Source organism: Fortiea sp. LEGE XX443 (genome assembly GCF_015206815.1).
Classification (GTDB): Bacteria; Cyanobacteriota; Cyanobacteriia; order Cyanobacteriales; family Nostocaceae; genus Nostoc_B.
The window spans coordinates 77,010-89,966 of the sequence record NZ_JADEXZ010000006.1 but is presented as its reverse complement, the minus strand read 5'-3'; the positions used below and the strand labels follow the sequence as shown (position 1 = coordinate 89,966).

Here is a 12,957-nt window from a genome sequence, read left to right as displayed (position 1 = left end):
CCATAATAGAAAGCAGCATTCTTGTAAGGACGCTCTTGCATGGCAACTCTCCCAAACTTGGACAGCTACCAACATCAAGACCTGACACTCTCTACGGCTGATTACAGCTTGCTTACAGACCTTTACCAGCTGACAATGGCAGCTTGTTATGTAGGTGAAGGTTTAGAACAAAAACGGGCTAGTTTTGAGTTATTTGTGAGGCGATCGCCAGAAAATTTTGGCTATTTAATTGCAATGGGGCTAGAGCAAGCCTTGGGATATTTAGCAAAATTAAGCTTTAGTTCGCCTCAAATTGCCGCTTTACAGGCCACAGGAATTTTTGCCCAAGCAGGCGATCGCTTTTGGTCATTGCTAGAGACAGGAAAATTTACTGGCGATGTCTGGGCTGTACCAGAAGGCACGGCGGTATTTGCCAATGAGCCTTTGTTGCGGATAGAAGCACCACTTTGGCAAGCACAACTGGTAGAAACTTACCTGTTGAATACACTCAATTATCAAACTTTGATTGCTACCAGAGCCGCCCGTCTACGTGACGTTGCTGGGAAACAAGCAACACTTCTAGAATTTGGTACAAGGCGGGCATTCAGTCCCCAAGGTGCTTTGTGGGCAGCGCGAGCAGCTTTAGCCGGGGGGTTAGATGCCACCTCCAATGTGTTAGCAGCGCTACAACTAGGTCAGCAACCCAGTGGTACAATGGCTCACGCCTTAGTCATGGCATTATCAGCAATGTCAGGCAGTGAAGCAGAAGCTTTTACGGCATTTCATCGCTATTTTCCGGGAGCGCCATTGTTGATTGACACTTACGATACCATCGCTGCTGCCCAGAAGTTAGCGACAAAAGTCAATTCAGGGGAAATGGAATTATTAGGAGTCAGACTGGATTCTGGGGATTTGGTGACTTTATCAAAAAAAGTGCGATCGCTTTTACCAAGTGTGCCAATTTTAGCCAGTGGCGATTTGGATGAATGGGAAATTGCCAGACTCAAGGCGGCTGGTGCGGAAATTGATGGTTATGGATTGGGAACACGACTCGTTACAGGTACACCCATCAATGGAGTCTATAAGCTTGTGGAAATCGACGGCATCCCAGTCATGAAACAGTCTAGTGGTAAGGTGACTTATCCCGGACGTAAGCAGATTTTTCGGTCTTTTGCAGGGGATCAGGTAAAAGCTGATAGGTTGGGGTTAGTCACAGAAACACCGCTATCAGAAACACCTTTGCTGCAATTGGTAGTGAAGGAAGGTAAACGGGTGCAATTGCCAGAGACTTTAGGAGAAATCCGCCAGCGGACTGCGGCAACGGTTGCGAGTTTGCCGGAGGAGGCACGGCGGTTGACTAATCCTATGGCTTTACAGGTGCAGATTTCTGAGGGGTTGCAGGTGTTGACAGAGGAGACTAAGAAACTAACCGCAAAGGGCGCAAAGTTAAGATGATGAGAATTGCATTGTTTGGCACTAGTGCTGATCCGCCAACGGCTGGGCATCAAGAGATTCTCAGATGGTTATCTGAGCGTTATGATTGGGTGGCAGTCTGGGCGGCTGATAATCCGTTTAAGTCTCATCAAACCCTGTTAGAACATCGGGCGGCGATGTTGCGACTATTGATTGCGGATATGGATGGCTCACGAGACAATGTGGCTGTGGCACAGGATTTAAGTAGCTGGCGAACGCTGGAAACAGTGGAAAAAGCTAAACAGCATTGGGGCAAAGATGCTGAATACACTTTGGTAATTGGCTCGGATTTAATCAATCAGCTACCGCGCTGGTATCGAGTTGAAGATTTGTTACAGCAAGTGCAACTCTTGATTGTGCCACGACCAGGATATGCGATCGCCGAATCTAGCATAGAGGAAATTGAAAAACTAGGAGGAAAAATTGCGATCGCGACCCTCACAGGTTTAGATGTATCCTCAACAGCCTATCGTGAACATGGAGATCCTGAAGCTCTCACACCTCTTATTGTTGCCTATATTCATCAACAGCATTTGTACAAATGCCAGGACGCAACCACAAAAAGATTCCAACTCCGCTAAATCAACAACCTTTAGCTGATTTTAAAGTAGGTGTTGATAATGTAATTTTTTCTGTAGATACTGCCCAAAATCGACTCTTGGTTCTCTTAGTCATGCGACAGCAAGAACCATTTTTAAATTATTGGAGTTTTCCTGGTACATTGGTGCGTCAAGGAGAATCTTTAGAAGATGCTGCCTATCGCATCATGGCAGAGAAAATTAGAGTCAATAATCTCTATTTAGAACAGTTGTACACATTTGGGGGGCCAAATCGTGATCCCAGGGAAGCAATTGATAGTTACGGGGTGCGTTATTTATCAGTTAGTTACTTTGCACTCGTCAGATTTGAAGAAGCCGAATTAATTGCTGATAAAGTAACTGGTATTGCTTGGTATCCAGTCAAGGAAGTGCCACAATTAGCCTTCGACCATAATGAAGTTTTAGCTTATGGTCATAGGCGTTTACGCAATAAGTTAGAGTACAGTCCGGTGGCATTTGAAGTCTTGCCAGAAATGTTTACATTAAACGATTTGTATCAGTTATACACGACTGTTTTAGGCGAAAATTTTGCCGATTATTCTAATTTTCGGGCGCGTCTACTCAAGTTAGGTTTTTTATGCGATACCAGAATCAAGGTATCACGCGGCGCTGGTCGTCCAGCTAGTTTATATAAGTTTAATGCTGAGGCTTTTGCACCATTTAAAGATAAACCTTTGGTGTTTATTTAAAGTCTGAAGTCTATTTGATTATGTCGGAAAAACCAAGAATTGGGGGATTCTCTCCCATACCCCCGATTGGGGGCATTATGCCGCCCCCAAACCCCCTACAGAAGGGTTGATCTGTTTAGGCTGGAGTTTCGATTTTTTCTTAAGTGAGCCGTATTTATTTACATTTCACACTTCATAATTCATACTTTCCATTAACAAATATGAAAATTGCGATCGCTCAACTTAATCCTACAATTGGTGATTTACCAGGAAACGCCCAACAAATTCTCGCAGCAGCACAACAGGCGGTAAAAGTAGGTGCGCGTTTATTATTGACTCCAGAACTTTCTTTGTGTGGCTATCCACCAAGGGATTTGTTATTAAATCCTAGTTTTGTGTCAGCTATGGGCATGACATTACAACAACTAGCCAGAGATTTACCGCCCAAATTAGCTGTGCTGGTTGGAACTGTTGAACCAAATACCAAATCACACATCACTGGCGGTAAAAATTTATTTAATAGTATTGCTTTATTAGAAGCAGGTAAAGTCAAGCAAATTTTTTACAAGCGGCTTTTGCCTACCTATGATGTATTTGATGAATACCGTTACTTTGAACCAGGTTTACAAGCTAATTATTTCACCTTAGATGATATCCATATCGGTGTAACTATTTGCGAAGATTTATGGAATGATGAAGAATTTTGGGGCAAACGCAGTTATACTGTCAACCCAATTGCAGATTTAGCAATTTTGGGCGTAGATTTAATTGTAAATTTGTCTGCTTCACCTTACAGTGCTGGCAAGCCACAGTTTCGAGAAACTATGCTAAAGCATAGTGCGCTGCGCTTTCAACAACCAATAATTTATGTCAACCAAGTGGGCAGTAATGATGATTTAATATTTGATGGTTATAGTTTTGCCTTAAATCGTCAAGGTGAAATTACGTGTCGCGCCGACGGTTTTGAAACTGATTTGGCAACAGTTGAATTTAATGAAGCAAAGCGGGATTTACAGTTAAGTACCGTCATACCCGCTTGCGAATCAGAAGCCGAGGAAATTTGGCAAGCTTTAGTCTTGGGTGTGAAAGACTATGCACTTAAGTGTCGCTTTTCTAAAGTAGTCTTAGGTTTAAGTGGCGGAGTAGATTCGGCATTAGTAGCAGCGATCGCCACAGCTGCACTAGGTAAAGAAAATGTCCTCGGTGTCCTCATGCCTTCTCCCTACAGTTCGGAACATTCTGTGAGTGATGCTTTGGCATTAGGGAAAAACTTGGGAATTCAAACCACTATCTTACCCATAGGTGATTTAATGCAAGGCTTTGATCACAGCCTAGCTGACTTGTTTGCTAATACAGAATTTGGCATCGCCGAAGAAAATATTCAATCCCGAATTCGCGGTAATTTATTGATGGCGATCGCAAACAAATTTGGCTATCTACTTTTATCCACGGGTAATAAATCAGAAATGGCAGTCGGTTACTGTACCCTTTACGGCGATATGAACGGTGGGTTAGCAGTAATTGCCGATGTTCCCAAAACCCGCGTTTATGAAATTTGCCACTGGTTAAATCGCAAAACTGAAATCATCCCACACAATGTACTGACGAAAGCCCCCAGTGCTGAACTCAAACCCGGCCAAGTTGATCAAGACTCTTTACCCGCCTACGAAATTTTAGACGACATCTTGCAACGCCTCATTCATAACCATGAGTCAGCAGCAGAAATAGTCACCGCAGGTCACGACCCCATAATTGTAGACCGAGTAATTCAAATGGTTGCCCGTGCTGAATTTAAGCGGCGACAAGCCCCTCCAGGATTGAAAATCACAGACCGCGCCTTTGGTACAGGTTGGCGAATGCCCATTGCAAGTAGTTGGGTAGCAATTAAGAACGCCTATCGTTGGGATAAGGCAAGGGTAGGGAGCAGGGAGCAGGGAGCAGGGGGAGAAAGAGTTTGAGCCTGATTTAATTTTCTTCACATAGTTTGGTTTTACTGTGCCGACTTACTTACCTAAAGATTATAAATTCCGTATTTTTCAGAAAATACAGGATTATTTTTGCGTAAATTACTTATATCGCGGTGAATCGTAAAGTAATACTAAAAATCTTAGCTGAAATTTTTAGCCAAGAGTATAGTTTCAGACATCATCCCTTATGGAAATGATGTTTATACCTAGTTGTAACTTAGTGAAGATAGGTGCAATATGAAATTACAAGACTTCTTAGGTAAAGAAGAGAAATGGGGATTCGAGGCGATCGCTAAAGATGAAGAACTAACTCGCCAGATTCAGATACTATTAATTGGCTTAGGTTTATTGGAACCACCAGCCGATGCAAAATTTGGCCCAGTAACTGCGGCCGCTATCAGTAAATTTCAAGAATTAACCAACACCGGAGAACTTGACTTTGTAGGTGCGGTTACAGCTAAGAAACTGATTGAAACTAAACCTGATGATCTACCTAAACCCCCATTAAAACTAGGTAATGACATTGCCAGCAAGATTGTTAAGTACATGCTGGCACAAAATTATCAAGTCTTCACTGCCCCCAAAGAATACAACATTGTTTATGTAGAAGGAATGAATGGGGACTGGACTCTCAACAATGATGCCTCCAATGAATTTAACGATCGCCGCATTGTGATTGAAGTCGTAGACGGTGTACCCAAAATCGTAGATCATTGGCAAGCTACCACTGAACCAGGCAGATATTACACCCTAAACCCCATGAATCCCGGAGGCGCTGCCAGAATTAAATTTGGACAATATAAAGCTTGGGCTGTAGGTGGCCATGGCACGGCAGAGATTCACGAAGCATTAAGACAAGTTAAAGACATCGTTGTTCACCGCGATTTCAACAAGGATTTTCAACGGACTGGCGACAAACTAGATACTGGTCTTTTTTACATAAACCAACACTGGGGCTATGATGCCCCTAGCAATGATATTAAACTTGCAAGTGCTGGTTGTTTAGTAGGAAGAACACGCCAAGGCCATCGAGAATTTATGGCCATCATTAAACAAGACCGCCGCTACGTAGCTAATCGTGACTATGTATTTTATACAACCGTAATTCCTGGAGATGATTTATTGAAGAAGTTTCCAGGATGAGATTTTAACTGTAAATTTGGTGTGTGATAATCTAGAGAGTCTAGATCATCACACACCAAATTAAACCCCGTCCGTATTGAAACCTGGAGTTTTAAATTATTCGGTTATGTCATTGCAACTAAGAAAGCAATTGCAAAACTTTGATAAAAAACTACAGTTCTCAAGTTAGACGAAGTTTAATTCATCGCATAAAGATTTTAAAACAGATTGTTGAATACATTACTAATTACTGGAACTGACACCGAAGCTGGCAAAACTGTATTAACATCAGCATTGGCAGCTTATTGGCAAAAATATTACCCACAGCGCAATTGGGGAATTATGAAGCCAATACAATCGGGAATTGGCGATCGCGAATGGTATCAAAATCTGTTTACGCTAAAACAATCCCCAGAAGAAATTACACCTTTGTACTTTCAAGCGCCCCTAGCACCACCCATCGCCGCAGCTAGAGAAAATCGCCAAGTTGATTTAGCTGTAGTATGGAAAACTTTATGTGAGATGCGATCGCGTTATGAGCTTCTGTTGATAGAATCAGCTGGCGGTTTGGGTTCACCAATTACCAACGAATTAACAGTAGCTGACATCGCCGGCCAATGGCGCTTACCCACCATCTTGGTAGTACCAGTGAGATTAGGCGCAATTTCCCAAGCAGTGGCTAATGTCGCATTAGCAAGACAATCACAGGTGAATCTTAAAGGCATTGTACTGAACTGCATTCAACCTCGTACTGATGCAGAGATTACCGACTGGACACCACCAGAGCTAATTGAATCATTCACAAACATCCCAGTTTTAGGCTCCTTGCCTTATTTTGACAACCCAGCAGATTTGGATAAACTTGCCCAAGCAGCATCTAATTTAAACTTAGAAGCCCTAAATATTTAAGGAAATACTAAACTGAATAACAAGATCCCAGACTTCTGTGAGAAGTCTGGGATCTGAGTCTCTCGGTTTTGAATCCAAAATTGGTATAACCGCCCTTTAAAGGACGGTAAGCACAACTCTTTATCGATTTTAATTTTTGTTACCTTTCGTTACACTAGAGACATCGAGAGAAAGAAAAGTAAATCTCTCGCCAGCATTCAAAGGTGAACGACATGAATGGCACAATTCGCGTAGGTAATCTCTTCGGGATTCCGTTTTACATCCATCCGTCATGGTTTTTGGTTTTGGGCTTAGTAACCTGGAGCTATAGTAGTGGACTTTTAGGGCAATTTCCCCAACTGTCTGGGGGGTTAGCTGTGCTACTAGGATTGATGACAGCGCTGTTATTGTTTGCTTCTGTCGTCGCCCACGAATTAGGACATAGCTTTGTTGCTTTGCGTCAAGGAATTGATGTTAAATCTATTACCTTATTTATTTTTGGTGGTTTGGCAAATCTAGAAAAGGAATCGAAAACTCCCGCAGGAGCTTTTTGGATTGCGATCGCCGGCCCTTTAGTCAGCTTACTATTATGTGGAATCGTGACAGTAGTTGGTGTGACTACTGCGGTATCTGGGCCACTGGCGGCAATTCTTGGTGTTTTAGCTTCTGTTAACTTAGCCTTAGCACTGTTTAACTTGATTCCTGGCTTGCCTTTAGATGGCGGTAATATCCTCAAAGCTCTTGTTTGGAAAATCACAGGCAACCCTTATAAAGGTGTCACCTTCGCCAGCCGAGTTGGACAGATATTTGGTTGGGTAGCGATCGCCTCCGGTATACTTCCACTAATATTCTTTGGTAGTTTGGCTAACTTCTGGAATTTGCTAATTGGCTTCTTCTTACTACAAAACGCCGGTAATGCAGCCCAATTTGCTAGAGTGCAAGAAAAACTAAATGGCCTAACAGCCGCAGATGCTGTGAATAGTAATAGCCCAATCATATCTGCAAACCTCAGCTTGAGAGAGTTTGCTGATGAACAGATTCTGCACAAACAAGACTGGCGGCGCTTCTTAGTCACCGATGATAACGGACAATTAGTAGGTGCAGTAGCGTTAGATGACTTGCGTACTATCCCAACAACACAGTGGACAGAAACTCAAGTTAAAGAAATCATGCGTCCAGTAGCTGCATCCACCACAGTAAAATTCGACCAACCGCTTTTAGAAGTCATACAGTTACTCGAACAACAAAAACTATCAGCCTTAGCTGTAATTCGGGAAAACGGTGTGCTGGTCGGTATTTTAGAAAAAGCAGCGATTATTCAGCTATTGCAAAGCAAACCTGTAGCTAACCCTGCATAAATATCTCATCAGAAAAACACCTTCTCAAACCTCCTTCAGTCACGCTGAGGGAGTTTTTTATAGGTCGGTCGGCGTAAATAATTATTGTTGGCATAAGGCAGGGGGAAAAAGAGTTTGAGCCTCATTTACTTTGAAGAAAAAAGGTGCGTTTGCCCTGCACCCCACACTCTTTCATTTACTCTTGGTAGGTACAGCCTCTCGCAAGATAGATTTACAATGATCCCTATACGTCAAACTTTCACCAAATCTGATATTCAACTTTCTTATTTAGAGTGGAATCAAGGTCAAGAACCTTTACTATTACTACATGGTTTAGGCGACCATGCCCTTGTCTGGTCTAGCTTGGGAGAATATTTGGCAGCAGATTATCATATAGTTGCGCCCGATATGCGGGGTCATGGTGATAGTAGCAAGCCAGAGAAAGATTATAGCTTTGAAAGTGCGATCGCCGACCTCGAAGCTCTAATGGATAAATTAGGATGGTCTTCCGCCCATGTTGTTAGTCATTCGTGGACTGGTAAATTAGCTGTTATTTGGGCTAGACAAAATCCCAAACGGGTGCGAAGTATGGTGTTGGTTGACCCCATTTTTATCTGGAAAATGCCGAGTTTCTTGAAAGCAACGTTTCCAGTCTTATATCGCTTCTTATCTTTTCTCAAAGGTATGGGGCCTTTCGCCAGTTACGAAGAAGCCGAACAACTAGCCCGTCAATTAAACCAATATCAAGGCTGGAATGAACTACAACAGCAAGTCTTCCAAGCCGGAATTGAACAAAAACCGGATGGTAATTGGGGTAGCAAGTTCACCATAACCGCTCGTGATGGGATTTTTGAAGATGTGATGCGCGTACCTGGCTTTACTAGCCTCATTGATACTCCCGCCTTGTTCGTCAAGTCTGATAAAGGTTTGAACCGCCAAGAATGGCAACTTAAACCCTACAAAACCAATCTGAAAAATTTACGCCTGTGTCAAGTTCCTGGTAATCATTGGCCTTTTTTGACTGAACCTGAGACATTTAACCGGACTGTGGCTGCTTTCTTAGCAGAATGTAAGTGAGTCAAGAGTCAATGGTCAAAGACTTTTGACTTTTGACTCTTGACTTTTGACTTACTCATGAGCCTCTGTATAAATCCAGTTTGTCCCAAACCAAACAATCAAGATAACGATAAACACCGCTTCTGTCAAAGTTGTGGTTCTCCGTTGGAATTACCGGGGCGTTACCGCGTCATTCGCTTGTTGAGTGATAAAACTGGCTTTGGCAAAGTCTATGAAGCATACGCAAAAGACAAGCCAAAAATCCTCAAGGTACTACAAGAGAACCTGTCAGCCGATGCAGCAGTAATCACAATCTTTCAACGAGAAGCTGCTGTATTCGGACAACTGAATCATCCGGGTATTCCCAAAATCGATAGTTATTTTCAGTATCAAACGCGAAATGGTTTGATGTTGCACTGCATCGTCATGGAAAAAATCGATGGGTTTAATTTAGAACAGTGGATGAACCAGCAGCAATATCAGCCAATTTCCCAGACACAAGCTATTGCTTGGCTGCAACAATTAGCAGAGATTTTAAACTTGGTGCATAGTAAGCAACATCTGCATCAAGATATTAAACCATCAAATATTATGCTCCGTCCTAATGGGCAATTAGTATTAATTAACTTTGGCACATCAGCAGAAGTTTCCAGACAGTATCTAGCCCAATTTAATAATAGTGGTGGGATGACATCAATTATTTCATCAAGCTACGGTACTTTAGAACAAATAAACGGTAAGATTGTGCCACAATCAGATTTCTTTGCTTTGGGACGCACGTTTGTATTTTTGTTAACAGGGCGGCATCCTTTAGATATGTATGATGCTCGTCATAATTTACTACATTGGCAGAGTTTTGCGGCGCATGTTTCACCTTTACTATTAGATTTAATTGATTGGCTGATGGCAACAAATGTAGAAAAACGTCCAATTAATGCCCAAGAAATTTTGCAGTATTTGGGAGAAATTGAACGCCAAGAAACTAAATTTTATGTGGAGAATAATGCTCAAAAAAAACAATTTTATCCAACAATAACCAAAACACAAACAGAAAAAAAACTGACTTTTACAGCATTGTTTGCCGCATTATTAGTGTCGTTGGGCTTGATTGGTGTCATAGCTTTGGGAATGCGATCGCCTAAAATTTCTTCCTTAATTACCCAAACACAATCTCCTGAAAGAAAAGGTAAAATTGATTTTTTTACCTATAAAGAAGGCAAGGATAGTCAGGGGAAAACGGCGGAATTTAGTATTGCTATTTTATCAACGGAATATAAATGGCTTTTAGGTAGTAATTTTCAAATCAAACATAACGATAAAGTTGTTAGTATCGATTTTTTAAAATTAAGCCTAGAACAAAATGGCATCCAAAAAATTATGGAATACCCCACAGAAATTATTTCTGTAGGTATATCAGCTTGTGAAGGGAATTTATCAGTTGCACAACGCCGCGCTTTAGAACGTGCCAAGCAAATACAAATATTAGCTAAAAAATTATTTAGCAATACATCCAGCGTTAAAGGTTATCGTCTATTAAATCTTGGTAAATTTCAGCGCAGTGATTGTCAATCAAGTCAAGATATAACTGTTTATCAAAGAAGTATTATAATTATTGGTGTGAGAAAAAAATCAAAGGGCGTAATTTTGGATGAAGCTCTTCGAGATAGGCTAATTAATCAGCCGTTTGCAGATTTTAAGTTAGATGATTATTCCTTGGGTTCAATTGATAAGTTTATAACTATAAGACAACCTATCCTAATACCTGGTAAAAGATGAAGCGTGAAGGAGTCAAAATAATTCGTAATTGCAATCAGTGGGGGCTTGAATCCACCACTGATTGTTCGCGCAGCGTCTCCCTTTGGGAGAAGACCACCAGATCAAAGATTTGATGGGGGCTTGTACCCTCTTTAATTACGAATTACACGCTTCGCAGCGGTAGCGAGTCCGCGTACTCCCGCGGAGAAGCAAGCGTTCGACTGAGTTCACGCCGAAGTCTACGCTTTTAGCGTCTTGTAGAGAGCGTCATTACGAATTAGTAATTATTTGGTTAAGGGAAATATATAAATCCCATAGTTCCCCTTTTTTCCTTAACTGAAAAGTGTTGTGTCAAGTCTAGCTAATTGCTGATGATTAATATATTTCTCTGTTTTTGTGTTCTCTTAAATAAGAGGTATGAAAACAGACATAATGTTACTATTACTTTTACTCCCACTCTTTGCTTTCTGGAATTTTGTTGATAAAACGATCCATCGCCCTTTCTGCTAAAGCTGCAATAGTAAGTGAAGGGTTAGCGCAAGCAGTTGAGCCAGGAATGAGAGAACCATCAACAACAAATAAGTTAGGATATCCGCGAACTTTTCCATAAGTATTGCATACAGCGCCCATGACTGCACCACCTAAAGGATGACCTGTAGAACTAAAGTCAACCGGAATAGCTAAATTTGTACCATTGGCTTGATTGAGCCGTTGGTAAGTATAGTTATTAGCCTGAGTAATTTTCTGATTGTTGGCTGAGTTCTTAGGCCAAAATAAATTAGCTGACTGCGTAAAACGATTATAAGTAAGATAGCCTTCCGGTTTGGCAATTGCTAGACTCAGAGCCGCATAAAGACCTTGCGATACAATCGGAAAAGGAAGTGGCTCGATAACTAACGGAGCGAAGGGATTGTCAAAATCTTCTATTATTGCCGCTGCTGGCCCACCCATTGTAGGATTAGTCTGCATAAATGTAGCGATCGCACTCACTCCATCACCATTAGTTCCCCAAAACTGCCCTACCCGATGATTCAAGCGGCTTAATGTCCCATTGTGCTTGGCACGTAATAACAATTCAGTAGTTCCAATCGAACCAGCTGCCAAAAATAAATAACGGCAAACAAAGGTTTTTTTGGCAACTACAGCGCCTTGCTCACTAATTTGATTGCAAGTAACGCGGAAACGTCCACCATGATGTTCCTCTATTGTAGTGACTACGTGTAAAGGTCGAATTTCGACATTACCCGTAGCTTCTGCCATGCTGAGATAGTTTCGGTCTAAGCTATTTTTCGCACCACTATTCAGACCGTAGTACACTTGACCCGTAATAGCAGAAGGAACTTTTTCACCTAAAATTTCTTGTTGAACAATATTCCAATCAACAGCGATGTCAAGCTTGCGGGCTTTTAATCCTGCTTTAGCTGCTTGTTCCAAAAAGATGCGGGTTGCTAAGTAGTAATCAGTTTGAAGAATCTCATCTGGTATGGGAGATGGTTTGATGATGGAACGCACCCTAGGGTAGTAAACTTTATCCAGTTCCTCATATTTAATGCTGCGTGGAAAAACTTGGTAAAAATTTTCTTTGGTTGGTTGATAACTGATAGCGTTGTAGACTAATGAACCACCTCCTACACCCGCACCTCGATAGGCAATAACCCCATGACCAATCTTCACATCAAGAACACCAGTGTATACATCAATTTTAGTTGGGTTGAAGATAACTGTAGTCGGACTCAGCCAAGCTGACCGACCATCTGGGTTTTGATATGTGCAGAAAGTATTGCCTGCATCAGTAATTGGCCAGCGTCTTCCTCGTTCTAGAACTATCGTTTCAATTCCAGCTTGACCGAGGCGCAATGCTGCAACTGCTCCACCAAAACCACTACCGATAACCAGCGCCTCTATGTACTCTTCAGGATGATAGGCGGCAGCTTGAATTGTGGACAAACCTATGCTTGCAGTTGCGGCGAGTGATGCTTGCAGGAATTGACGACGTTTTATTACTCTAGGCATAAATAATCTCCCGTATTAGCTGCAATTAATCTTTTTTGGGAATTACAGAAGTACCAGGAAAATGGCATCCTCTCTATTGCGGCAACTTCTGCTACATTGT

The 12,957-nt window shown here is 41.8% G+C and carries 10 protein-coding genes; 9 read left to right on the top strand and 1 reads right to left on the bottom strand.

From position 1 onward, the window contains the following. The first annotated feature begins 39 nt into the window (after nt 1–39). The 9 genes from IQ259_RS04600 to IQ259_RS04560 all read left to right on the top strand — a co-directional run bounded on the left by IQ259_RS04600 (nt 40) and on the right by IQ259_RS04560 (nt 10,865). Nucleotides 40–1,434 (top strand): nicotinate phosphoribosyltransferase, encoded by a 1,395-nt coding sequence (locus IQ259_RS04600; RefSeq protein WP_193881510.1) that lies wholly within the window; start codon nt 40–42, stop codon nt 1,432–1,434. Continuing rightward, entirely contained in the window at nt 1,434–2,033 is a 600-nt protein-coding gene (locus IQ259_RS04595; protein ID WP_193881597.1) for a nicotinate-nucleotide adenylyltransferase, read from the top strand. Before IQ259_RS04600 ends, IQ259_RS04595 begins: the two co-directional genes overlap by 1 nt. Continuing rightward, entirely contained in the window at nt 1,994–2,740 is a 747-nt protein-coding gene (locus IQ259_RS04590; RefSeq protein WP_193881507.1) for an NUDIX domain-containing protein, read from the top strand. Before IQ259_RS04595 ends, IQ259_RS04590 begins: the two co-directional genes overlap by 40 nt. 200 nt (nt 2,741–2,940) lie before the next feature. Then, entirely contained in the window at nt 2,941–4,677 is a 1,737-nt protein-coding gene (locus IQ259_RS04585; RefSeq protein ID WP_193881504.1) for an NAD+ synthase, read from the top strand. Nucleotides 4,678–4,923: 246 nt separating this feature from the next. After that, complete coding sequence (locus IQ259_RS04580; protein WP_193881501.1) at nt 4,924–5,829, top strand: peptidoglycan-binding protein; 906 nt, start codon at nt 4,924–4,926, stop codon at nt 5,827–5,829. A 210-nt stretch (nt 5,830–6,039) separates the two neighbouring features. Then, on the top strand, nt 6,040–6,717 hold the full coding sequence (bioD, locus tag IQ259_RS04575) for a dethiobiotin synthase (RefSeq protein WP_193881483.1): 678 nt from the start codon (nt 6,040–6,042) through the stop codon (nt 6,715–6,717). Between the two features lie 212 nt (nt 6,718–6,929). Next, nucleotides 6,930–8,054 carry a site-2 protease family protein gene (locus IQ259_RS04570; protein WP_193881480.1) on the top strand — a complete coding sequence of 375 codons (1,125 nt, stop codon included), beginning with the start codon at nt 6,930–6,932 and terminating at the stop codon, nt 8,052–8,054. Between the two features lie 216 nt (nt 8,055–8,270). Further along, entirely contained in the window at nt 8,271–9,110 is an 840-nt protein-coding gene (locus IQ259_RS04565) for an alpha/beta fold hydrolase (RefSeq protein ID WP_193881477.1), read from the top strand. Nucleotides 9,111–9,167: 57 nt separating this feature from the next. Next, on the top strand, nt 9,168–10,865 hold the full coding sequence (locus IQ259_RS04560; RefSeq protein WP_193881474.1) for a serine/threonine-protein kinase: 1,698 nt from the start codon (nt 9,168–9,170) through the stop codon (nt 10,863–10,865). A gap of 426 nt (nt 10,866–11,291) precedes the next feature. Here the strand turns inward: IQ259_RS04560 and IQ259_RS04555 are convergent, their stop codons facing one another. After that, nucleotides 11,292–12,857 carry a GMC oxidoreductase gene (locus IQ259_RS04555; protein WP_193881471.1) on the bottom strand — a complete coding sequence of 522 codons (1,566 nt, stop codon included), beginning with the start codon at nt 12,855–12,857 and terminating at the stop codon, nt 11,292–11,294. Nucleotides 12,858–12,957 lie beyond the last annotated feature (100 nt).